This is a genomic window from Paraburkholderia sp. HP33-1, from assembly GCF_021390595.1.
GTDB lineage: Bacteria > Pseudomonadota > Gammaproteobacteria > Burkholderiales > Burkholderiaceae > Paraburkholderia.
Map to the genome: position 1 here is coordinate 2,173,812 of NZ_JAJEJR010000002.1, position 22,867 is coordinate 2,196,678.

Below are 22,867 nucleotides of genomic sequence, written 5' to 3' on the forward strand. Positions count from 1 at the left end.
AGCGACCTGCCAATATTCCCGCCGCACCTTGTCGAGTCGTCCGTGTCGAAAATTGCTACCGCTTGCCAACGCCCATTTTTCTCCGCTTATACTCAATGTCGCCTGAGCGGCTAACGCCCACGCCCCACGCTGCACGCCGACAAAATCCCACGACGCCAGTCGACAACACGGCACGCGATCCACATTTCGCAACCGCAGTTCTTACACTACAGGTGGGGCCTCTTATGCTCAATCGTGCTTTTCGCGCAGTGATTTCATCATTGCTCGTGACCGGCGCGGCCGTTGCACCGGCCATCGCGCATGCAGACGACAGCTTCGCGCAGGACGACGGCGCGTCGCATGGCCGTCCGGTCAAGGTGATGATCATTTCGATGTTCGGTCCGGAAGGCCAGGTATGGCTCGATCATCTCGGACCGTGGCAGGACGTCACCGTCGCCGGTCTGTCTCCTGACTACCCGGCCGTGCACTGCAATGGCGAGGACGTCTGCGTGATGACGACGGGCATGGGGCACGCGAATGCCGCCGCGTCGATCATGGCGCTGACGTTCTCACCACGTTTCGACTTGCGTCATACCTACTTCCTGGTGGCGGGCATCGCCGGTATCGATCCGCAGCAAGGGACCGTCGGTTCCGCTGCCTGGGCAAACTGGCTCGTCGACTTCGGCATTCAGTGGGAAATTGACGGGCGCGAAATTCCGCCGGGTTGGAACACCGGCTATCTCGGCATCAACACGACGGGCCCGACGCAGAAGCCGCCGCTCGACTATCGCACTGAAGTGTTCCAGCTCAATCCGGCGCTCTCGAACGTGGCATTCGCGCTATCGCGCAACGTGACGCTGACCGACGATGCCCAGGCGCAGGCCGCCCGCGCCAAATACAGCTATGCGCCTGCGAACCGTCCGCCGACCGTGATCCAATGCGACACCCTGGCGGGCGATACCTGGTGGTCGGGCACCGACCTTGGCGAGCGCGCGCGGCAATGGACCAAGATCCTGACCGACGGCAAGGGCACCTATTGCACGACGCAGCAGGAAGACAACGCCACCTTCGAGGCGCTGACGCGAGGGGCGACCGTGCATCGCGTCGACCTGAATCGTGTTGCGGTGCTGCGCGCTGGCTCGGACTTCGACCGCCCGTACGCGGGCCAATCGAGTGCCGACAATCTGCTCAACTACTCTTCGCAGGGCGGCTTCACGATCGCGATCGACAATCTGTTTCTCACGGGCAATCGGCTCGTGCAGGACATCGTCACGCATTGGGGCGAGTGGCGCGACGGCGTACCCCAGCGGTAGCGCGTTTGCGGCGTGGTGAAGCGTACCGCGTACCGGTCTGGCTGGCGATCGATCGTGTCCACCGTTGTCCTCAGTTGCCGTGGCCACGCATGTGCCAACGCACACCGGCGGTGTGCTCGCCGCAGCGGTACGCTACGTCACAGGATCCGACCGAGCCATCTCAGTATCGGTGCTTGCACCTTCCCGCGAAATTGCGCCCGAGGTTCGGTCAGCAACGCGATTCAGGCGCGCTCGCTCCAATGACTGCCGCTGCGTTCCTCGATCGCTCGTGAAAATTCGCAAGGCGCAAGGCTCCTGCCATCGAGCCATGCGAGGTTGCTGTCATGTTCCGCAGAGGTGGCGGTGATAAGCGCGGGTTATTGTGGCGGAAGGCAGCCGGAGTCGAACCGACCTGAAAGCGTCTGACGCCCTCAACTGGGTTTGAAGACCGAAACGGCTGTATGTTTAAACAGCCTTTTTATCGGGATCGACGGTCCTATAAGGGTTTGCGGGCTGCCCAAATGTTGTACATGCGAACAGTGTTTACGGTTTTAAGGCAGAAAAATCCACACCGATAAACGACTGCGTACCCGCATCTCGTGCGGGGTTTCGCTCATCTAATACCGGGTGGGTTGGAGTTTGGTCCACCGGCGACCTATTGATGCGGACTCGCGTTGCGCCGCGGCGTCGAAACGTACATCTGCTCGAGTGCGTGCGGACATCGGGTCGTGCGGTGCACGGCGGTAGAGGATTTCGCATTTCCCCGATTAAAGGCAACGCTTTAACCTCGTGCCCCTACGCTGAGTTCCGATGGACAAATAATGCAACCAACATAAATGTCCCAAGATGGCCGACGAGAACTTAATAAGACCGTTTTTTGCTCTCCAACAATGCAAGTTGTCGGTTACCATTTCGACGGTTCATCTTGGCGGGGGGCGCTATTGATCTAAGTAGCATCACCACCGCTCCTGATCTTAACGATGCGCGATACAGACGACGGAATACCTGTTCCAAATACAGGTGTTTCACGCGCAAAAAGAATAAGGGGAAGTTTCATGATCGTGTTGAAAGGGAAAACAAAGGGGCCAGCGACATCAAGCTATGTGATCAGTCACAACGCAAAAGCTCTCTATAGTCACATGGCGAGTGCGTCCATTTCATTCCATTTCGACAGCTATTCTGAAGCAGCAGTTTTCGCTAATAAATACGGCGATCTGTTTGCCCTGAACCCAAACAAATTCAGTGCGAGATTCGAAAAATTCTTTTTGCCGATATTGTTCGTTTTGGCGGATGCTGTTGTGGACAAGCGAAAAGCCAAGTGGATTGTGAACATTCGCATTGGGACGGCAAAGGGTGAAATAGTTGCTCCCGTTTTTTCGAGCGTGAAGCGCCATCTCGTTTCCTCTTTCACGGATAACCAGTTCACGCCACGCTCCGCGCCGCAAAAGAATTCGGTTGTTAGCGACGATACATTGTTCGAAAAAAGCCTACTTGAACACGCGAGACAGCATGTTAGCCTATTAAAACAGCGGTACATTGCATTCGGCTACGATCCGCGTGAAGTCAACACCAGGTACGTGTCCCCGGACGTCATGTTCGAGACTGATACGACGGAAATTCCAAACATCGTGTACTCGGACGCGGAGAACGGAATACATTGCTATCCATCGTCAGGTAAAGACGTTCTCCGATTGAGCGATGCGCAATACGAGGCACTTACGCTGTTTTTACTATGGTTTTTCCGAACCGAGCAGGTTCTTGGCACGGCAACCGCATACGACCGAATTGCTGCCGCAAGGCGAATAGATAAGCCGGCCAAGATCGAGCAAGCGGACACGCTGTGGAAGGAAATCAAAAAAGCTTTGGACGAGCTAGCGTCGGTCTACAAAATGGTATTCGACGGCACGCAAGATCTGACGAAGATCACGGACAACGATCTGAAGCCAATGTATATAAATGGCAAGACGACGCACTACCGACAATTGCTTGCAGAGGCAAACAAGAAAATCAATAGCTTTCTTATCGAACACGGATACATGAGCCCGATCGAACTCGTAGCCCAACCAAGGAAAACGAAGCCGGCAGGCTTTCGGGCAGCCTCGAATGAATTCAATGGAGAAGTGCGGTTTCGCGTTCACCTTCATGAATTGAAACCGCACGTACAGCACCTCGACGCAGCAATGATCGACTTCGTCGTCCGTAATCACACAACGGTAAGCGGCGCTGCCATCCTATTGCAGATCGATCAGAAAACTGCCAAGAAGAAGCCCGACGTTGCCGCGCAAATACAAAAGGCGCGACAGGACGCGCAAGCCAAGATTTCGAAGATGAGTTTGCAGCAACATATTCAGTATCTGCGTGATGCCCATGACATCGTGATGACTAACAAACTCCTTGATAAGTATCCGGTTGTTTAGTTGGGTTGGGGCTCCAGAGCTGGACATGCTTTGGTCGACAATGAACGCCACATCTATAAAGTCCGACGCGAGATGCTGGAAATCGCTAAGGCGTGCAAACATCGGGAAACACGCGCAGCTATCAGGGTAGCCTTCTATTCTGGCATGCGCCTGAGCGAGATCCTGCGCGCCAAGGTGACGCGCGATGGATTCTCCCTGGCTACAACAAAAAATGGTCGACCGCGCATTGTGCCGATTCACCCGAAGATCGCGGTCATAGCCCGTCGTGTGCGGTTCACGATCAAGCCGCATAAGCTCAAGGACGAATGGAACAAGGCTCGCACGAAGGCTGGCTACCCGGACGTGCGGTTTCACGACCTGGGGCACAGCGCGGCCTCGGAAATGATCAATTCGGGGATCGACTTGTACACAGTCGGAGGCGTATTGGGGCACAAAACGCCGGCCTCGACCAAGCGCTACGCACACCTGATAACCGAGCGGCTTGCGGACGCGGTCGCCAAGATTGGGACCAGGAAGTAGGCGGTGGAATTTGGTTTCGGGCAGAAAAACCCACACACTTGATGTCGAGGCGGGAATTTTACGGTGCAACAAAATCCCTGAAACCCTTGTGGCGGAAGGCAGCCGGAGTCGAACCGACCTGAAAGCGTCTGACGCCCTCAACTGGGTTTGAAGCCCAGCCGCACCACCGGATACGGATGCCTTCCTTCGGTGATTGAATGACGCGTGGCCGGTTGAAACAGACCGCCAGCCAGATCAAGACGGATCGAGCCAGCGACTATCCGTGCGCACGAGGTGCAGGCCACGGTGGAAGCGAGTATACCCAACCCGGTCGAAGAACTCCAAAAGCTGGATCGCGCGTTTGCGGCCGAGTCCGGTCGCGTCGCGAAACGGTGCCGCCGCCACGGTGCCGGCGTTCTTTTGTGCCTCACCCCCCGCGATCGACGCAAGCTCGCGAATCACCTGCTGGTGATAGAACAGATCATGCACGATTTGGAACAGCTCGCCCTGGCGCGCGAGCTTGCGCAGCAACTGGCGCACGCGCTCCTCGGGCACACTGTGCGCGGTCGCGAGGTCGCGCACCCACGGCGGATCGAAACGCCCCGCCTGGATCTCGGCCAGAAGGGTCGCCGCAAGCGCCTGATCGGCGGCGTCGAGCGTCACGGTATGGTCGGGCAAATGCAGCCACGGGCCGCGTTTGACGAGCTCGCCGCGCGCCGTCGCATCGTCGACCAGCGCGCGCCACAGCGCGTCGTCGAGCAGAGGCGTCGCGATGCGCCGCAGGCGTGACGCGTCCGGGCCGAGTTCATCCGGCGAGCGCTCGTGGTACTGCGCGAGCGCGCTCGTCAGCCGTTCGGCGAGCGCGCTCCATGTTGCGCTCGTGACCAGTAACGCGTCGTGGCCCGGCAGTTCGATCGTGCGTGTATTGGCGGGCAACGCAAGTGCGGCCGCAGGCATCCCCGTCAAGCGCTCCAGCAACGCACGCGACAAACCGCGCGGCGCGCGCGCGAACAGCGTGTCGAGTGAACCGGTGTCGAGCAGCGTCTGGATCGCGTCGAGCCACGCGAGCCGCTCCGGCGAGCGCCGCTTGCGCGCCGGAGCGAACGGATCGAGAACGTGGCCGCCGCCCACCGTGCGATTGGCCTGTGCATTTCGCACGACGAAGCGATCGCCCGGCACCGCGCACAGCGGCCGCTCGAACACGAATTGCGCACGCGCGCGTTGACCTGGCGCCAGCGCGTCGCCTTCGAGCAGCGCCACGTGCGCAACCTGATGCTGCGTGCCGAGATGCACGTGCAGCGGCGTCCATTGGGCGAGCGCATGCGGCGCGTCGGCGAGCAGCGTCAACATCACGTCGACGCGCTCGCTCGCTTGCGACAGTCGAGGATCGACGATCCAGTCGCCGCGCTCGATCGCACTCTTCTCGATTCCCGCCAGATTCAGCGCGCAGCGCTGGCCCGCGCGACCGGTTTCGGCGGGGCGATTCTGCGCGTGGATGCTGCGCACGCGCACCGGCTGATTTTTCGGCGCGAGCAGCATCGTGTCGCCGACGCTCACGCTGCCCGCGACCACGGTCCCGGTGACGATCGTGCCCTGCCCCGCGAGCGTGAACACGCGATCGACGGCGAGGCGGAACAGGCCGTCGTCGCGCTTCATTCGCCATGCGGCGGCTTGCTCGCGCAGATGCGCGTTCAGCGCGGCGACGCCCGCATCACCCGCGCGCGTCGCGCAGGTGTCGAACACCGGCGCGTCGCGCAGCACACTCTCGCCGACGAACGCGCTCACTTCATCGCGCACTTCGCGCAGGCGCTGCTCGTCGACGCGATCCACTTTCGTCAACGCAATCGCGCCGCGCCGGATGCCGAGCAGTTCGACGATCGCCAGATGCTCACGTGTTTGCGGCATCACGCCGTCGTCGGCGGCGATCACGAGCAGCGCGAAGTCGATACCGCTCGCGCCCGCGGTCATCGTGTGCACGAGCTTCTCATGGCCCGGCACGTCGATCAGACCGAGCACGTCGCCGTTCTCGAGCGGCACGTACGCGTAGCCGAGCTCGATCGAAATGCCGCGCGCTTTTTCTTCCTTGAGCCGGTCCGTGTCGACGCCGGTGAGTGCCTTCACGAGGCTCGTTTTGCCGTGGTCGATATGCCCAGCAGTACCGACGATCATGCGTGCCTGTCCTTCAGCTGCTTTTCGGTTGAGCGACCAACTGAGCGATCAATTGCGCTTCGTCGGCGGATTCGAGGCAGCGCAGATCGAGCCGCAACGCGTCGTCCGCGATCCGTCCGATCACCGGCCGCGCCATCTCGCGCAACTGCTTTTCAAGCGCAAGCAGATGACGGCCGCCGCGTTTGCCGTCGGCCACCCGGACGACGAGCCCGTAGCTCGGCAGCACGTCGACAGGCAATGCGCCGCTGCCGATCTGGCTGAACATCGGCTCCGCGGCCACGCTGTAGCGTGCGTCGATCGCCTGCTGCAACGCCGGCATCACGCGCTGCGCGGCGCCCTGAATATCTTCAGCGGGCCGCGTGAGCAGCCGCAGCGTGGTCAGCCGCTGCGTCAGCTTTTCCGGCGCGCGATACAGCTGCAGCACCGGCTCCAACGCCGCGAGCGTCAGCTTGCCGACGCGCAGTGCGCGCTTGAGCGGGTGCTTCTTGACCTTCGCTATCAGGTCGCGCCGCCCGACGATCAGCCCCGCCTGCGGGCCGCCGAGCAGCTTGTCGCCGCTAAAGGTGACGAGATCGGCACCGGCCTCGACGGTCGCGCGCACGGTCGGCTCGCGCGGCAAGCCCCATTCGCCGAGATCGACGAGCGTGCCGCTGCCGAGATCGACGGCGACAGCGAGCCCGCGCGCATGCGCGAGCGATGCGATCCCTTCGATGCTGACTTCCTTCGTGAAGCCGCTGATCGCATAGTTGCTCGCGTGGACCTTCATCAGCAGTGCGGTGCGCGCGTTGATCGCCTGTTCGTAGTCCTTCAGATGGGTGCGGTTCGTCGTGCCGACTTCGCGCAGCTTCGCGCCCGCGCGGCTCATGATGTCGGGAATGCGAAACGCGCCGCCGATTTCGACGAGCTCGCCGCGCGACACCACCACTTCCTTCTTCGCCGCGAGCGCTGACAGCGTGAGCAGCACCGCGGCCGCGTTGTTGTTGACGATAGTCGCCGCTTCGGCGCCGGTCAGCTCGCAGATCAGCTCGTCGATCAGGTCGTCGCGGTCGCCACGCTTGCCGGTGGCGAGATCGAACTCGAGGTTGGCCGGTTGCGTGAGCGCGGTCATCACGCCGCGCACCGACTCGTCGGGCAACAGCGCGCGGCCGAGGTTGGTGTGCAGCACGGTGCCGGTCAGGTTGAACACGCTACGCAGCCGTGACGCGTTGCGCGCGAGCAGCGCTGCGGTGACGCTCGCATGCAGTTGCGCGGTATCGAGCGCGCTCACCACCGGTTTAGCCATTGCATCGCCCGATTGCGCGCTGATCCGCCACGCGTCGAGCACGTCGCGCAGCGCGTTGAGCACCTGCGTGCGGCCGTATTCGCTGACGAGCGGCGAGAATTCGGCCGACGCCATGACCTTGTCCACCGACGGTACGCGCGCCATCAGCGCGTGCAATTCCGAGCTGCTCACGTCGCTCACGAGCAATCCTTATGTCGATTCGAACTTGCGTCCGGTCGGGTCGCCGTTATGCGGAGTCGTCGTCCCCCGCTTCCGTCCCGCCGGCCGCCTGCTCCGGCCACAGCCACGGATGCGGCGACGCGCGCCGGTACCCTTCCGCGCCCATCAGCAGATCCAGCGTGAGGCTCGCAAGGTCGTCCGCGAACGGATCGAACTCGTAGTCCTTCGCCTGGATGCCGATCTTGCGATAAGTATGGCATTCGTCGCACGACTCCGCCTTCAGCGCGGCGTTTTTCGCTTCGGCTTCGCGCGTGGCAGCATCGGCGTCGGGCGAGCCGACCACGTGATACGCGATGCCCTTCGTCGAATCGCAGTTCGAGCATTTGCTGCGGACCATATGCCACTCGGTCGCGCACAGCCCGCATTGCAGATAACGATAGTTGTCGTACGCGCCGCCGATGCGCACCGTGCTTGCTACCGGATGCGAACCGCACACCGGACACAGGCCCGGCGTGTCGAGGTACGGCACGGCGCGCTTGTCGATGTCGGCGGCGAGGTCGGTCCACACGACCTGCAGCGCGGCCATGATGAATGGCGCGCTTGCCGGATCGACGTCGGCAAAGCGCTGCGCGAAGATCGCGTCGGCCTGCGCTTCGAGCGTGGCGACTTCGAATGAGCCTAGGCGCGCGAACAGGGCCGTGAGCGGCGGCGTCAACGGCCCCGCGGCTTCGATCCTGTCGAGCAGTTCCAGCAGCACGTCGCGCCACGCCGGATCGCGCGCGCCGGAGAGAGCCGGAATCAGCGGCATCGAGTACTGTTGCGCGCTCGCGATCAGCTCGGGGCTCGGCTGTTGTGCCTTGAAGTGCGCGAGCACCGCCTGTTGCGCATCGGCGAGCGCCGCCATGAGCCGCAGATAGCCGGCGATCGGATTGCTGCGGGACGCGAGCTGACGCAGGCGCGCAGCGCGCGGCGCGAACACCGCGAGCCGCTCCGGCATCCGGATGCGGGGTATCGCCGTGGGATCGAGCGACTCGATGTCGGCGGCTTCGAGAATGCGTTGGACCAAAGTATCGACCTCTGAAAACTGAAGAGCCGCCGCCCGTCATCGACGAGGCGCGGCGGCCCGGTGCGCGGGGCTGCATCTGGCGCATTGAAACACGCGCCTCTACAGCGCAGATGAAGCGTACTTTACTTGCCGATGATTTCCCTGAACCAGTTCGGATGATGCTTGCGTGCCCAGCCGTACGTGACCGTGCCGCGCGTCATCGCACGTACGGAGCCCTTGACCCACAGCGCCGCATAGACATGCACGATGACGCCCACCATCAGCAGGAACGCTGTGAACGCATGCACGAGCGCCGCGAGCCGGATCACGCTGATCGGGAAATAGTACGAGAAGTAGCGTCGCCAGATCACGATACCGCTCAGCAGCAACAGCAGCAAACAGATCACCATCACGTAGAACAGCAGCTTCTGGCCGGCGTTGTACCTGCCGATCGCCGGCAGGCGTTCCTCGCGATTGTTCAGCACGTCGCCGAGCTGCTTCATCCACTGGATGTCGGAGCTGTCCAGATAGTTGTGATGCCAGAAGCGCAGCGCAAGAATCAGAAACGAGATGAACATGACGCAGCCGATGAACGGATGCAGAATCCGCGTCCACTGCCCACCGCCGAGGACCGCGTACAGAAACGCCATCGACGGATGAAACATCGCGAGACCCGACAGCGCGAGCAGGATGAAGCAGATCGCGGTGATCCAGTGATTCGTGCGCTCGTTCGGCGTATAGCGCACGATCAGGCGGTTGCCCTTCACGTCCGTGAGGCCAGTGTGCTCTGAGTGATTCATTGCGTGCCCTCCCGCGAACGGCGTGCTTCTTCGGCTTCCTTGAGTGCCGCGGCCTCGTCGGCCTCGGACACCTCGTTCGGACCGACGCGCGTGTAGTGGAAGAAGCCCGCGAGCGCTGCGAGCCCCATCACGACCAGCCCGATCGGCTTGGCCACCCCCTTCCACAACGACACCAGCGGACTGATGCGCGGATCGTCTGGCAGGCCGTGATAGAGCGACGGCCGGTCGGCGTGATGCAGCACGTACATGACATGCGTGCCGCCGACCTTGTCCGGGTTATACAGGCCAGCGTTCTGGAAACCGCGCTCCCTCAGATCGACGATGCGGTCCTCGGCCTGCTGCTTCATGTCCTCCTTGGTGCCGAACATGATCGCGCCGGTTGGGCAGGTCTTCACGCAAGCCGGCTCCTGGCCGACCGCCACGCGGTCCGAACACAGCGTGCACTTGTACACGCGGCGATCCCGCTTCGACATACGCGGTATGTCGAACGGACAGCCGGCGATGCAAAAGCCGCAGCCAATGCAGTTCTCCTGGTGGAAATCCACGATGCCGTTCGTGTACTGCACGATCGCGCCCGGCGACGGACAGGCCTTCAGACAGCCCGGGTCCTCGCAGTGCATGCAGCCGTCCTTGCGGATCAGCCATTCGATGTCGCCGGCGGAATTCTCGTACTCCGAAAACCGCATGACGGTCCACGAATGCTCGGTCAGGTCGGGCGGATTGTCGTAGACGCCTACGTTCACGCCGATCTCGTCGCGCAGATCGTTCCACTCCATGCAGGCCGTCTGACACGCCTTACAGCCGATGCACTTCGATACGTCGATGAGCTTCGCGACCGACCCCGTGGCCGGCTCGCGACCCACCGGCGGCTGCGTGGTCGTGGCCGAGACGCGTCTGATGTCTAGTGATTGCAGTGCCATCTCTTTACCTTATGCCTTTTCGACCTTGACGAGGAACGACTTGGTTTCCGGTGTCTGCGAATTCCCGTCGCCCACCGGGGGCGTCAGCGTATTGACGAGATAGCCTGGCCTTGCGAGCCCCATGAAGCCCCAATGAATCGGCAGCCCGACGGTCTGCACCTTCTTGCCTTCGATCGTCAGCGGTTTGATGCGCTTCGTCACGACCGCGACGGCTATCAGGTGCCCGCGGTTCGAGCTCACCTTGACCCGGTCGCCGGCCACCACGCCGATCTCCTTCGCGAGGTCTTCGCCGATCTCGACGAACTGCTCGGGCTGGATGATCGCGTTCAGCTTCGCGTGCTTGGTCCAGTAGTGGAAATGCTCGGTCAGACGATAGCTGGTCGCCGTATGCGGGAAGTTCTCGTGCGTGCCGAACGTGGCTTTGTCGTTCGGAAACACGCGCGCCGCCGGGTTGCTGACGACCAGCTTGTTGTCCGGATGCAGCGGGTTGTATCCGAGCGGCGTTTCGAACGGCTCGTAGTGCTCCGGGAACGGCCCTTCGACCATATTGTCGCGAGCGAAAAACCGCGCGACGCCTTCCGGATTCATGATGAACGGATTCATGCCGTTTTCAGGCGGCTCGTCGATCTTGAAATCCGGAACATCGGCACCCGACCACGTGCTGCCGTTCCACGCGATCAGCTTACGCGTCGGATCGAACGGCTTGCCGTTGAGATCGCACGACGCGCGGTTATACAGAATCCGCCGGTTCACCGGCCATGCCCATGCCCAGTTCAGCGTGTTGCCGATGCCGGTCGGGTCCGAGTTGTCGCGGCGGCCCATCTGGTTGCCCGCCTGGGTCCACGCGCCGCAGAAAATCCAGCAACCGCTCGAGGTCGAGCCGTCGTCGCGCAGCAACGCGAAACCCGCGAGCTGCTCGCCTTTCTTCGCGAGCACCTTGGTCGGATCCTTCGGATCGGTCACGTCCGCGAGCGCCTTGCCGTTGAACTCCATCGCGAGTTCTTCGGGCGTCGGGCTGTCCGGCTTCGCATACGGCCAGCTCATGTTCAGGATCGGATCGGGATACTTGCCGCCGTCCTTGCGGTAAGCCTCGCGAATCCGCAGCCACAGCCCAGCCATGATCTCGAGGTCGCTCTTCGCTTCGCCGGGGCCGTCCGCGCCCTGCCAGTGCCATTGCAGCACCCGGCTCGAACTGACGAGCGAGCCGCGTTCCTCGGCGAAGCAGGTGGTCGGCAGACGGTAAACCTCGGTCTGGATCGATGCGCTGTCGACGTCGTTGAACGGGCCGTGGTTCTTCCAGAACTCCGACGTTTCGGTCGCGAGCGGGTCCATGATCACGAGCCACTTCAGCTTGGCCAGCGCGGCGCCGTTCTTTGACTTGAACGGCGCGGCGGCAAGCGGGTTGAAGCCCTGCGCGATGTAGCCGGTCATTTTGCCCTGACTCATCAGCTCGAAGACCTGCAGCAGGTCGTAGGACTTGTCGAGCTTCGGCAGATAGTCGAAAGCGAAGTTGTTCTCGGCGGTCGCCTTGTCGCCCCACCACGATTTCATGAAGCTCACGTGGAAGGCGCGATAGTTGCGCCAGTAGCTCAGCTGGTTCGGCCGCAGCGGCTGCTGCGTACGCTTCGCGAGGTAGGCGTCGAAGTCCTGCTCCGCTTCCGTCGGCAGCGTCATGTAACCAGGCAACAGGTTCGACATCAGGCCGAGGTCCGTCAGGCCCTGGATGTTCGAGTGACCGCGCAGCGCGTTCATGCCGCCGCCCGCGATGCCGATGTTGCCGAGCAGCAGCTGTACCATCGCGGCGGTGCGGATGATCTGCGAGCCGGTCGAGTGCTGCGTCCAGCCAAGCGCGTACATGATCGTGGTCGCACGTCCCGGCACCGACGTCGCCGCGAGCATCTCGCACACGTGCAGGAACTTGTCCTTCGGCGAGCCGCAGATTTTCTCGACCTGCTCGGGCGTGTAGCGCGAGTAGTGCTTCTTCATCAGCTGATAGACGCAGCGCGGATCCTGCAGCGTCGGGTCGACTTTGACGAAGCCGTCGTCGCCGCGCTCGTAGTCCCACGAGGTCTTGTCGTAGCTGCGCTTGTCAGCGTTGTAGCCGGAAAACAGGCCGTCGTTGAACTCGAAATCCTCGCGGACGATGAACGACATGTCCGTGTAGTTCTTCACGTACTCGTGCTGGATCTTGTCGTTCGTCAGCAGGTAGTTGATCACCCCGCCGAGGAATGCAATGTCCGTGCCGGTGCGGATCGGCACGTAGTAATCGGCGACCGACGCCGTGCGGTTGAAGCGCGGGTCGACCACGATCAGGCGCGCCTTGCGGTGCGCCTTGGCTTCGGTGACCCATTTGAAACCGCACGGGTGTGCCTCGGCCGCATTGCCGCCCATCACGAGAATCACGTCCGCGTTTCTGATGTCGACCCAATGGTTCGTCATCGCTCCACGGCCAAACGTCGGGGCAAGACCTGCCACCGTCGGGCCATGTCAGACACGCGCCTGATTGTCGAATCCGAGCATGCCAAGACTGCGAGCAGTCTTGTGCGTCAGGTAACCCACCTCGTTGCTGCTGGCCGACGCAGCAAGCATCCCGGTGGTCAGCCAGCGGTTGACCTTCTTGCCGTCGGCGGTCGTCTCGACGAAGTTCGCGTCGCGGTCTTCCTTCATCAGCTTCGCGATGCGGTCTAGCGCGTCTTCCCACGAAATGCGCGTCCACTCGTTCGCCCCGGCCGCGCGGTACTCGGGATAGCGCAGACGGCTCTCGCTATGGATGAAGTCGATCAGGCTCGCGCCCTTCGGACACAGCGTGCCGCGATTGACCGGATGGTCGGGGTCGCCTTCGATGTGGAAGATGCTGGTCTTGACGTTCTTGGCTTCGTCGCCAAGGCCATACATCAGGATGCCGCAGCCCACCGAGCAGTACGGGCAGGTGTTGCGGGTTTCGGTAGCACGCGACAATTTGTACTGACGGACCTCGGCCAGCGCGGGTGTCGGAGAGAAGCCCATCAGGGCCAGGCTCGATCCGGCGAGTGTGGTGGACGAGATCTTCAGGAATTGTCGCCGAGTCATTTGCGTCATTGAATGGCCTCGGCTCTTTTGGGGACAAAAATGATTATAGGTGCCGATTTCGCGATATGCAGGGAGATCGCAGCGCATTCGTCATATGGGTAAATATGAGAAGGGACAGTGACTTGAATGAATGCCGGTGACACGCCGGCACGATTTATTCCTGCTCCATTAGCGACTTTTACGCGGCCGATTATTTTTGCAATGAACGGGTTCCGGATAAAACCGGCTTCTGCCCGCGCCGACGCTGCACCCTGTGAAAACAACCCTCATAATGCGGTCATTCGACGAACCGGAACTCCCGCCTTCATGACCCAAGCCCACGCAAGCAAGCCCCCCCGCCTCACGAGCCTGTCGCACGGCGGTGGCTGCGGCTGCAAGATCGCGCCCGGCCTGCTGGCCGATCTGCTCAAGCGCAGCGCGCCGTTGCCGTTTTTCCCCGACCTGCTGGTCGGCAACGACACCGCCGACGACGCCGCCGTCTACAAGCTCAACGAAGACCAGGCGATCGTCGCGACCACCGACTTCTTCATGCCGATCGTCGATGACCCGTTCGACTTCGGCCGCATCGCCGCGACCAACGCGATCTCCGACGTGTACGCGATGGGCGGCAAGCCGATCATGGCGCTCGCGATCGTCGGCATGCCGATCAACGTGCTGCCGCACGACGTGATCGCGGCCGTGCTGAAGGGCGGCGAATCGGTCTGCGCGGACGCGGGCATCCCGCTTGCAGGCGGCCATTCGATCGATTCGGTCGAGCCGATTTACGGCCTCGTCGCGCTGGGCGTCGTCGATCCGAAGCGCGTCAAGCGCAACGCGGGCGGCCAGGCCGGCGACGTGCTGATCCTCGGCAAGCCGCTCGGCGTCGGCATTCTGTCCGCGGCGCTGAAAAAAGACCGGCTCGACGAGGCCGGCTATGCGGCGATGATCGGCGCGACCACCAAGCTGAACCGGCCCGGCGCCGAGCTGGCGCGGCTCGACGGCGTGCATGCGCTGACCGACATCACCGGCTTCGGCCTGCTCGGCCACACACTGGAACTCGCGCGCGGCTCGAAGCTGACCGCGCGAGTGCGCTATGCGGACCTGCCGTGGCTGCCGAACGTCGCGAGCCTCGCCGAGGCCGGCATTTTCACCGGCGCATCGGGCCGCAACTGGGATGCGTACGGCCACGACGTCGTCCTGCCTGCCACGTTGCCGCCCGCCGGCCGCGCGCTGCTGACCGATCCGCAGACGTCGGGCGGGCTGCTGGTGTCGTGCGCGCCCGAAGCGGTCGACGAAGTGCTCGCGCTGTTCCGCGCGGATGGCTTCGCCGACGCGCGCGTAATTGGCGAGATGGTGAGCGGTCAAGCGCGGGTCGAAGTCGTCTGAAGAAGGCGGCTGAGAAGCGCCACTGAAGAACGCGGGAAGAGACGCGCAATCGGCCCGAACCAGCCGCCCATGCGATAATTTTGGTCTTCCCGCCGTCCGTTTTGTCCCTACTCCCTTGAAAAGCCTTCTAGTCAGCCTCGACAAAGCCGGCGATTTCGATGAAATCGTCGACGTTCGCACACCGCTCGAGTTCGAGGAAGACCATATTCCGGGCGCGATCAACGCGCCAGTGCTGAGCAACGAGGAACGTGTGCTGGTCGGCACGACCTACAAGCAGGTGTCGCCGTTCGAGGGCACGCGGATCGGCGCGGCGTTGGTCGCGCGCAACATCGCGCATCATCTGGAAACCACCTTCGCCGACCGGCCGCGCAACTGGCGTCCGCTGATCTACTGCTGGCGCGGCGGCAAGCGCTCGGGCTCGGTCACGACGCTGTTCAACATGATCGGCTGGCAGGCGCGCCAACTCGACGGCGGCTACAAAAGCTACCGGCGCGCGACGCTCGAGCGGCTCGAAACGCTGCCGCGCCGCTTCAGCTACATCGCGCTCGTCGGCCCGACCGGCAGCGGCAAGACGCGGCTGCTGTCGGCGCTGCATGAGGCCGGCGCGCAAACGCTCGACCTCGAGGCGCTCGCGTCACACCGGGGTTCGCTGCTCGGCGCGTATACGGGCGTGCCGCAGCCGTCGCAAAAGCGTTTCGACACGCTGCTCGTCACCGAGCTGCGCGGCTTCGACGTGAATCGGCCGGTGTTCGTCGAGGCGGAGAGCCGGCGCATCGGCGCCGTCACGCTGCCGCTCTCGCTGCTCGAAACGTTTCACCGCGGTGCATGCGTCGAGGTGCGCTCGAACCGCGAGGATCGCGCGGCGTTTCTGCTGCAGGATTACGCGCATCTGTTCGATGATCCCGACTACCTGAAGGGCCAGCTGGAACGGCTGATCGGCCTGCATAGCCGTGAACGGGTCACGAGCTGGCTGCGGCTCGTCGACGACAACCGGCGCGCCGAGCTCGCGCGCGAGCTGCTCGAACGGCACTACGATCCCGCGTATGCGCGCAGCAGCGGCCAGCATTTCGAGCAGTTGCCGAATGCACTACAACTCAATTTCCGCCCGAACGACGCCGACGTCGTCGAGCAGGCCCAAACGCTGCTCGCGCAGCTCGACAGTCGCACGCTCGTCGTCGGCTGACCCATTACGAACAATTCAGAACCATCATGCAATCAACCCTTCGGCAACCCCGCGTCACGCTTGGCTGGGTCGTGTTCCTGCTGATCGCCGTCGTCGGCCTCTTCTATGTGAAGTGGTTTCCGTACTACAACCGCGCGTTCGTCGCCGCGAGCCAGCATTCGATCGGCAAATCGATCCTGATGGGCACGTCCGCGAGCGCGCCGGCGGCCTCGTGGCAGGCGGCGATCGATTACGCGCTCGCCTATGGCAAGGCGATCTGGCAGGCGATGGTGCTCGGCCTGCTGCTCGGCTCCGCGGTGCAAGCGCTGATTCCGCCGCAGTGGGTCGCACGCGCGCTCGGCCGCGCCGACTTCAACAGCGTCGTCAAGGGCGGCCTGATGTCGTTGCCGGGCATGATGTGCACCTGCTGCGCGGCGCCGGTCGTCGCGGGCCTGCGCGCACGCGAAGCGGCGCCGGGCGCGGCGATTGCGTTCTGGCTCGGTAACACCGCGCTGAATCCCGCGACGCTGATCTTCATGGGCTTCGTGCTCGGCTGGCAGTGGATGGGTCTGCGGCTCGCGCTTGGCATCGTGATGGTGTTCGGCCTCGGCTACATCGTGAACCGCATGGTCACGCCGCAGGAAGCGCAAGCGTCGCGAGAGGCCGTCGCGCAACTGGTCAGCGCGGACAATCCGGGCACCGCGTTCTCGCGTTGGATCACGATTCTCGGGCGCATGACGTTACGGCTTGTGCCTGAATACATCGTGCTCGTACTGATTCTGGGTGCAGCGCGCGCGTGGCTGTTTCCGCACATCGGCCCCGACATCGACAACAGCCTGCTGTGGATCATCGCGCTGTCAATTGCCGGCACGCTGTTCGTGATTCCGACCGCGGGCGAAGTGCCGATCATTCAGGCGATGCTGTCGTTCGGCATGGCCGCCGGCCCCGCCGGCGCGCTCCTGATGACGCTGCCGCTCGTCAGCGTGCCGTCGTTCGCGATGCTTTCGCGGTCGTTTCCGCGGCGCGTGCTGACGGTGGTCGCCTGCGCGGTGGTGGTGTGCGGTATCGTCAGCGGTTTGTTGGCCGCTGCGCTGGGCTTCTGAAGCAGTTTTCGAGTTTGCGTTGTAGAACACAGAAGCATGAAACGTATTGCCCTCTTCGCCGTAACGTGTTGGTCCGCCGCCGGGCTGCTGTATGTTGGACAGCACTCGGTGGCGTTGATCGCCCTGGCCGGCGTCGTGGCGCTTGCGGGGTTCGATCTGCTGCGGCCTTGAGTGCCGCATTGTTTCTCTCGGGCATGAAAGCGTGCGCGTTCGTTTGATTCGTCATCCGAACGATGCGCTTCACGCCAGCGCGTCGCGAATCGCCGCGAGCCACAACGCCACCGCATGCGCGCCAGGGTCCGCATGGCCCAGCGCGCGATCGCCGACGTAGCTCGAACGCCCGCGACGTGGGTACATGGATGCGGTGCGCGACGCGCCATCGCTTGCCGCATCGACGGCGGCTTGCAACGCGGCATCCGTCGACGCCGCCTGAGCGAGCGCGTTATGCAACGCGTCGGCGGCAGGCTTCAGCGCATCGACCATCGTGCGGTCGCCAGGCCTCGCGCCACCCAACTCCATCAATCCATCGACACCGGCGCTGAACGCCGCCGCCCATTGCTGCGCTGTGATCTCGCCCGACTGTTCGAGCGCGGCCGCCGCGCGCAGCAGCATCACCGCGTACAACGGACCCGAGGTGCCGCCCACCACGCGCCGCAGCGTCGCCGACATGCCGCGCAACACCGCGCCCGGCGTTGTCTCCGACGCGTATGAATCGAGTTCGAGCTGCACCGCACGCGCGCCGCGCGCAAGACTGATGCCGAGGTCGCCATCGCCGACATGCTGGTCCATCTCGGTCAGGGTCGGCTCGGCTACCAGCAAGCACTCGCAGACTGCTTCGATCGCACGACGCAGCGTCGCGTCGCGAGCAAGCGTCGCGCCGCTCGCGTCCCGCGGCGCGGGTGGCGCGGCACGCACCGCGACCTGCGCGACGCGCCCGCTCAGCGCAGGCCATGCGCTCGTATAGGCCACGGCGTCGAGCAGGCTCAGCCGGTCGTCGTCGACACGCAGCAGCGTCAGCGAGACGCCGGCCATTTCGAGCGCGCTCAGGAACGTACCCGCCCATGCGCGCGCGACCTCGATGCCGCGCTCGTCGAGCTGGCACAGCGCGGCGTTGGCCACCACGTTGAGCTCGCTCGACGGCGTGCCGCCCAGATTGTTCACGAGCAGGACGACGCGCTCGCCCGCTCGCAACGCGAGATCGTCGACGATCTTCGCGAGCAGCTTGCCGACGATCGCGTCGGCAGGCTCGAGCGCGCCTCGCGCCACGCCGGGTTCGCCATGAATGCCGAGGCCCCACTCGATTTCGCCATCGGCCAGCTCGAAGCCCGGCTTGCCCGCGGCCGGCACCGTGCACGGCGTCAGCGCGACGCCCATCGTGCCGAGCGACGCGGCCGCCTCGCGTGCGATCCGCGCGACCTCGGCCAACGGCAAACCGCGCGCAGCGGCCGCACCCGCGATCTTGTGAACCAGCACCGTGCCCGCGAGCCCGCGACGGCCCGCGTGATCGCCGCTCGCGCTCAGCGCGACGTCGTCGGCCACGATCATCATGTCGACTGGGATGCCCTCGGCGCGCGCGATTTCAGCCGCGAGGCCGAAGTTGAAGCGGTCGCCCGTATAGTTCTTGACGATCAGCAACGCGCCCGCAGGGCCGGCCACCGCGCGGATCGCGTCGAGCACGGCGTCAGTGGAGGGCGACGTGAAGACCTCGCCGGCCACCGCCGCGCTCAGCATGCCGTGACCCACGTAGCCGCCGTGCGCGGGCTCGTGGCCCGAGCCGCCGCCCGAGATCAGCGCGACCTCGCCGCGCGCGGCCACGGCCTCCGCATCGGCGCGCACGACGATAGTGCCGCCCTGCAACAGCGAGAGTTGGGGATTGAGCGCGACGAGGCCGTCGAGCATGTCGGGGACCACGGTGGACACATCGTTGATGAGCTTCTTCATTGCGTCAGCTCCGTTGGATGCTACCGGCATCGCGTGACCACACGATGCGATACGAACGGCAGTCGGGTCAGCGGCGAAAGCGGAAGGTCTAACTGTACCGCGCATTGACGAACGACGACGCGATAGCGAGAAAGCACGTACGAACGCGCGCAAGCCGCAAGCAGACAATGGAAACGAAGGGGACGTGATGCCGAACGGCGAAACTGCGGGAACGACTGGATGGATTTGACAGGACCGTAGACGAAAGCGGAACCGCTTTCGTCTACGTCACAGATGCGTTGGTAGGCTCGATTGGATTCGAACCAACGACCCCCACCATGTCAAGGTGGTGCTCTAACCAACTGAGCTACGAGCCTTTAGAGGCGCGAATTATAGAGAGTCATCGCGGACTGCACAAGCCCTTGCCGCGATTTATCGCGATGCTCGCGTGTTGATCAGTTCGTCGCGGTCCATTCGGTGTGTGGGTCCAATGGATAAACCGGCCGCTTCACGTGCTCGAAGCGAAACAGACCATAGTCCGAACTCGTGACGCCACGGCTATCGCATTCGACGAGCGCCGCCGCGATCGGCGCGAAAACCGGCCTGCAATACATGCGCGATTTGAGCAGCAGAAAACGCGCGCGGCGCGGATCGATGCCGACGCTTTCGAATACGCCCAGATCCCACGGCTCATGCGTGCGCTCGGTCACGACAAGCTTCACCGTGCCGGTGTCGAGCACCGCCGCGCGCCCCATGTAGGCGCGCTGGCCGGTGTAGGTCGGGCCGCTGATCACGTACTCGCCGTCTGTCAGCGCGCGCACGACGCCGGTCACGGCGAGCGGCGAACGCGCCGGCAAAGCAACGTTTGTGAGCTTGTTGCCGATCGCGAGCGTGACCGTGCTGCCGACTCCCGAGGCGGCCAACGCCGCGACCGCCTGCGGGTCGCACAACGGCCCGCTAACGATGCCTTCGAGGCCCTGCTTCAACGCTTCCTCGAGCAGATCCATCGTGTCGCACGTGCCTCCCGACATGCAGTTGTCGCCATGATCGAGCAGCAGCACCGGCTTGTCCGCGCCGCGTGTCAGCGACGCCGCGTGCGCGACCGATTCCGTAAGCGGTGCGCTGTGATAAACGAAATCGTCGCGCTGGTCCCAGATTTGTCGCGCGATGCGCTCGGCGACCGCCTCCGCATCGGCGCGCTCGCCATTGCCCACGACGACGACGCTGATGCATGGCGCGGCGATATCGGCGAGCGAGAAACCCGCCAGCACCGACACCGCGAGCGTGCCGCCGGCCTCGGCGGCGCGCGCGGAATCGATCGCGCGTTTCATCGCACCGTCGGCGGTCGCGCTGCGCAGCGTGTGCGTGAGCAGCGGCGGCTGACGCCACGCGATCACCGGCTTCGCACGGCCCTCGATCATGTCGAACAGCAGCCGCGCCGCGTGCTCGCCGGTCTCGTACATGTCCACGTGCGGATAGGTCTTGAAACTGACGATGATGTCCGCGTTGTCGATCATCTTCTGTGTGACGTTGCCATGCAGATCGAGTGCGACCGCGATCGGCGCGTGCGGCAGCAACGCACGCACGCGCGCGAGCAGATCGCCTTCGCCGTCGTTCGAATTCTCGGCGACCATCGAGCCGTGCAGGTCGAGCAGCACGGCGTCGCAGCCCGTTGCGGCGGCCACGATCGCGTCGCAGATCGCATCGTAAGCGGCCGCATCGACCGGCCCGCTCGGATTCGCCCATGCGGAGATCGGCGTCACGATTTCGGCGTGCGCGCGCTCGGCGGCGTCGATGAACGCCGTCATCGCCGTTTGCATGCCTTTGTTTTCGTCGAACGCGGCACGTGCATAGCTGGGACCGCTACGGCCGAATGCGGCCAGTGGGGTCTCGACCGGAGAGAACGTGTTGGTCTCGTGGTTCATTCGTGCGATCAGGATTTTCATGAACGTACGCTCCCCGCCTTCGACGACACACCGAGCCGCTGCGCGCACCGCCTGACGTCGGCGACCCACTGCGCGGCGAATGGCTGCGGCGGGAAGTAGACGAGCTGTTGGATGTCGCTGGTGATGGGGTTTTCTACGCTGCTGGTGCTGTGGGCGGCGGTGTTGCCCCACTTGCCGGCCGCCTGCACGCATACCGCGCGCAATGCGTGATCCATCGCAGTAAGCGACGCGTCATCGGCTCCGCGCAAATCGACGCTGATTTTGGCGCGGCCCGGAATGATGTTGCGCGAGTTCGGATGCACCTCGAGGCAACCGACCGCGTGCGGCTTGCGATGCTCGCCGGCATAGCCTACCGCTGCTAGCGCATCGTGAGCCGACGCGCAGTCGCGATCGCGTTGCGCTAGCGCATGCTCGAGGGTGAACACGCCGGCGAATGCGCCGGAGCACATCATCACGGGCACGAAGCGCGAGCCCTCCTCGTTGGTCCACATGGCGACCTCGAGCCCCGCCAGCACCCCGCAATTACCGGCGAATCTGCCGCCGGTCGGCTGCGTGTCGAGGTGGGTGCCCGCCATGACTGGCGGCAAATCGCCACGCAGCCCCGCCCGCCGCGCGAAGATATTGCCGACCGCGTCGACGCGCACAGTGCAGCCGATCTCCTTCGCCCACGCGACGAACTGATCGCGCGCCTCGCGGTCGAGTTCGGTCAGCGCGAGGTGCATGAGTCCGTCCCACAGCCGCGCTCCGTCGATCCGTAAACCGGCGGGAGTCGAGAAAATGTCGGGTGGATGCGCCAGCCTCGTTGCTCCCTCGCGTCGAAGACCGCTGGACGGCGCGCGCCCGCGGGTACTTGCTCAGTTCGGCTTCCTGGTCGGCGTCGTTCTCTTTGTCATGATAGAGAGATTTTGGTCGCGGCAGATGGCCGGTCGTGCGCGAGGCGGCAGCGCGGCGGCGCCTTTCAGAGAGTAAGCGTAGGGGCAAAGTCGCCCGAATACGCGCGTCGCGAGGGGCCCGCAATCTGCGCTTAAAAGGCCGTCAGCAAACGTTTCCGTCGGACGAAGCGGTCAAGACGCAATCAAGGCTCAACCTTTTGCGAAGCGCGCCGTTATTGCATGTGCTCAGGCAAACCCCTTGGATCTTCATGGCACAACCGATTCCTTTCCGCAACACTGGCGCTGCCCGCGCGCGGCATGCCAAGGCCATGCTGTTGCCCATCGCGCGCCAAATCGCCGATGATCTCGCGTTGCGAGTTCATCTGTCGCTCGACGCACTGCGCCGCGGCGTCGGCACAAAGAGCGACGCACAGACGCTGACGCAGATCATGCTGCTGACCAGCTACCTGGCCGATGCCGGCTTTGGTTCGATGAGCCGTGAAGAACTCCATGCCGCGGAGCGAATCTCGGCGATGGTGTTCAACGCGGGTCGGGAACGCAACGAATGGAAGCTGGACGATGCGGGATTCGGGCTCTTTGCATCGATCGCAACCAGCTACGATCGGCAACTGCATCGCGCTCCGCTCTGGGCGATTACGGAGGCCAGTGAAAAGCTCGACCGCTTTATCGCCGGCGGATCCGATCGGGCGCCAGTGCGCAAACGGGCTTAGCGTTTTTAGGAGGCAGCGCTGATCGTGTGAGCCGAAAGGACACGGATGTAGGGCGCGCCTATCTGGAACTGACGGGCTACGCGGATGCGCTGCGGATTGGAAAGTAACGAAGCGCGTAAAAGACCGCGTAAACGCAGA

16 protein-coding genes, 2 tRNA genes and 2 pseudogenes are annotated in these 22,867 nt (G+C 63.7%); 9 read left to right on the forward strand and 11 right to left on the reverse strand.

What is annotated here, in order from left to right:
- Positions 1–224: 224 nt before the first annotated feature.
- The 3 genes from L0U81_RS25865 (at position 225) to L0U81_RS25875 (ending at position 4,207) form a co-directional block, all read left to right on the forward strand.
- Positions 225–1,292 (forward strand): purine-nucleoside phosphorylase, encoded by a 1,068-nt coding sequence (locus L0U81_RS25865; protein WP_233807247.1) that lies wholly within the window; start codon positions 225–227, stop codon positions 1,290–1,292.
- A 1,034-nt stretch (positions 1,293–2,326) separates the two neighbouring features.
- Entirely contained in the window at positions 2,327–3,688 is a 1,362-nt protein-coding gene (locus L0U81_RS25870; RefSeq protein ID WP_233807249.1) for a hypothetical protein, read from the forward strand.
- 30 nt (positions 3,689–3,718) lie between these two features.
- The gene (locus tag L0U81_RS25875; protein WP_233807251.1) at positions 3,719–4,207 is read left to right on the forward strand and encodes a site-specific integrase; all 489 of its coding nucleotides are present in this window, start codon (positions 3,719–3,721) and stop codon (positions 4,205–4,207) included.
- Between the two features lie 89 nt (positions 4,208–4,296).
- On the opposite strand, the gene L0U81_RS25880 is transcribed toward L0U81_RS25875, so the two are convergent.
- The 7 genes from L0U81_RS25880 to fdnG form a co-directional block, all read right to left on the reverse strand.
- Positions 4,297–4,392, reverse strand: a tRNA-Sec gene (locus tag L0U81_RS25880).
- 49 nt (positions 4,393–4,441) lie between these two features.
- Positions 4,442–6,355, reverse strand: a complete 1,914-nt coding sequence (gene selB / locus L0U81_RS25885) for a selenocysteine-specific translation elongation factor (RefSeq protein WP_233807259.1) — start codon at positions 6,353–6,355, stop codon at positions 4,442–4,444.
- Positions 6,356–6,368: 13 nt separating this feature from the next.
- Entirely contained in the window at positions 6,369–7,817 is a 1,449-nt protein-coding gene (gene selA / locus L0U81_RS25890) for an L-seryl-tRNA(Sec) selenium transferase (RefSeq protein WP_233807267.1), read from the reverse strand.
- A 46-nt stretch (positions 7,818–7,863) separates the two neighbouring features.
- On the reverse strand, positions 7,864–8,862 hold the full coding sequence (fdhE, locus tag L0U81_RS25895) for a formate dehydrogenase accessory protein FdhE (RefSeq protein ID WP_233807276.1): 999 nt from the start codon (positions 8,860–8,862) through the stop codon (positions 7,864–7,866).
- 122 nt (positions 8,863–8,984) lie between these two features.
- Positions 8,985–9,641: a formate dehydrogenase subunit gamma gene (locus L0U81_RS25900; protein WP_233807278.1), complete on the reverse strand. Its 657-nt coding sequence runs from the start codon at positions 9,639–9,641 to the stop codon at positions 8,985–8,987.
- The gene (fdxH, locus tag L0U81_RS25905) at positions 9,638–10,561 is read right to left on the reverse strand and encodes a formate dehydrogenase subunit beta (RefSeq protein WP_233807281.1); all 924 of its coding nucleotides are present in this window, start codon (positions 10,559–10,561) and stop codon (positions 9,638–9,640) included. The genes L0U81_RS25900 and fdxH overlap by 4 nt, the downstream gene beginning before the upstream one ends.
- Positions 10,562–10,570: 9 nt before the next feature.
- Positions 10,571–13,639, reverse strand: coding sequence for a formate dehydrogenase-N subunit alpha (gene fdnG / locus L0U81_RS25910; RefSeq protein ID WP_233807283.1), 3,069 nt, complete (start codon positions 13,637–13,639; stop codon positions 10,571–10,573).
- A 297-nt stretch (positions 13,640–13,936) separates the two neighbouring features.
- Between fdnG and selD the strand changes: the two genes are divergently transcribed.
- The 4 genes from selD (at position 13,937) to L0U81_RS33595 (ending at position 17,431) form a co-directional block, all read left to right on the forward strand.
- Entirely contained in the window at positions 13,937–14,995 is a 1,059-nt protein-coding gene (selD, locus tag L0U81_RS25915) for a selenide, water dikinase SelD (protein ID WP_233807285.1), read from the forward strand.
- A gap of 115 nt (positions 14,996–15,110) precedes the next feature.
- Entirely contained in the window at positions 15,111–16,178 is a 1,068-nt protein-coding gene (gene mnmH / locus L0U81_RS25920) for a tRNA 2-selenouridine(34) synthase MnmH (RefSeq protein WP_233807287.1), read from the forward strand.
- A 26-nt stretch (positions 16,179–16,204) separates the two neighbouring features.
- On the forward strand, positions 16,205–17,260 hold the full coding sequence (locus L0U81_RS25925) for a permease (protein ID WP_233807289.1): 1,056 nt from the start codon (positions 16,205–16,207) through the stop codon (positions 17,258–17,260).
- Between the two features lie 36 nt (positions 17,261–17,296).
- On the forward strand, positions 17,297–17,431 hold the full coding sequence (locus L0U81_RS33595) for a hypothetical protein (RefSeq protein WP_267957225.1): 135 nt from the start codon (positions 17,297–17,299) through the stop codon (positions 17,429–17,431).
- Between the two features lie 69 nt (positions 17,432–17,500).
- Here the strand turns inward: L0U81_RS33595 and dhaK are convergent, their stop codons facing one another.
- From dhaK to L0U81_RS25945, 4 genes and pseudogenes are all read right to left on the reverse strand, one after another.
- Positions 17,501–19,201, reverse strand: a complete 1,701-nt coding sequence (gene dhaK, locus L0U81_RS25930) for a dihydroxyacetone kinase subunit DhaK (protein WP_233807292.1) — start codon at positions 19,199–19,201, stop codon at positions 17,501–17,503.
- Positions 19,202–19,480: 279 nt separating this feature from the next.
- Positions 19,481–19,557: transfer RNA gene (locus L0U81_RS25935), tRNA-Val, on the reverse strand.
- A gap of 78 nt (positions 19,558–19,635) precedes the next feature.
- The gene (locus L0U81_RS25940) at positions 19,636–21,126 is read right to left on the reverse strand and encodes a M81 family metallopeptidase (protein ID WP_233807293.1); all 1,491 of its coding nucleotides are present in this window, start codon (positions 21,124–21,126) and stop codon (positions 19,636–19,638) included.
- Between the two features lie 20 nt (positions 21,127–21,146).
- A pseudogene (locus tag L0U81_RS25945) lies at positions 21,147–21,923 on the reverse strand (Zn-dependent hydrolase); the annotation flags it as partial.
- A 344-nt stretch (positions 21,924–22,267) separates the two neighbouring features.
- Here L0U81_RS25945 and L0U81_RS25950 point away from each other — a divergent pair.
- Positions 22,268–22,729 (forward strand): hypothetical protein, encoded by a 462-nt coding sequence (locus tag L0U81_RS25950; RefSeq protein ID WP_233807295.1) that lies wholly within the window; start codon positions 22,268–22,270, stop codon positions 22,727–22,729.
- Positions 22,730–22,746: 17 nt separating this feature from the next.
- A pseudogene (locus L0U81_RS33855) lies at positions 22,747–22,836 on the forward strand (lipocalin family protein); the annotation flags it as partial.
- Between the last annotated feature and the right edge of the window lie 31 nt (positions 22,837–22,867).

What these genes read in the sequence shown, in the direction of transcription:
- L0U81_RS25865 (WP_233807247.1), top strand. Translation starts at nt 225, where the DNA reads ATGCTCAATCGTGCTTTTCGCGCAGTGATTTCATCATTGCTCGTGACC.
- L0U81_RS25870 (WP_233807249.1), top strand. Translation starts at nt 2,327, where the DNA reads ATGATCGTGTTGAAAGGGAAAACAAAGGGGCCAGCGACATCAAGCTAT.
- selB (WP_233807259.1), bottom strand. Translation starts at nt 6,355, where the DNA reads ATGATCGTCGGTACTGCTGGGCATATCGACCACGGCAAAACGAGCCTC.
- L0U81_RS25900 (WP_233807278.1), bottom strand. Translation starts at nt 9,641, where the DNA reads ATGAATCACTCAGAGCACACTGGCCTCACGGACGTGAAGGGCAACCGC.
- fdxH (WP_233807281.1), bottom strand. Translation starts at nt 10,561, where the DNA reads ATGGCACTGCAATCACTAGACATCAGACGCGTCTCGGCCACGACCACG.
- selD (WP_233807285.1), top strand. Translation starts at nt 13,937, where the DNA reads ATGACCCAAGCCCACGCAAGCAAGCCCCCCCGCCTCACGAGCCTGTCG.
- L0U81_RS25925 (WP_233807289.1), top strand. Translation starts at nt 16,205, where the DNA reads ATGCAATCAACCCTTCGGCAACCCCGCGTCACGCTTGGCTGGGTCGTG.
- L0U81_RS33595 (WP_267957225.1), top strand. Translation starts at nt 17,297, where the DNA reads ATGAAACGTATTGCCCTCTTCGCCGTAACGTGTTGGTCCGCCGCCGGG.
- dhaK (WP_233807292.1), bottom strand. Translation starts at nt 19,201, where the DNA reads ATGAAGAAGCTCATCAACGATGTGTCCACCGTGGTCCCCGACATGCTC.
- L0U81_RS25940 (WP_233807293.1), bottom strand. Translation starts at nt 21,126, where the DNA reads ATGAAAATCCTGATCGCACGAATGAACCACGAGACCAACACGTTCTCT.
- L0U81_RS25950 (WP_233807295.1), top strand. Translation starts at nt 22,268, where the DNA reads ATGGCACAACCGATTCCTTTCCGCAACACTGGCGCTGCCCGCGCGCGG.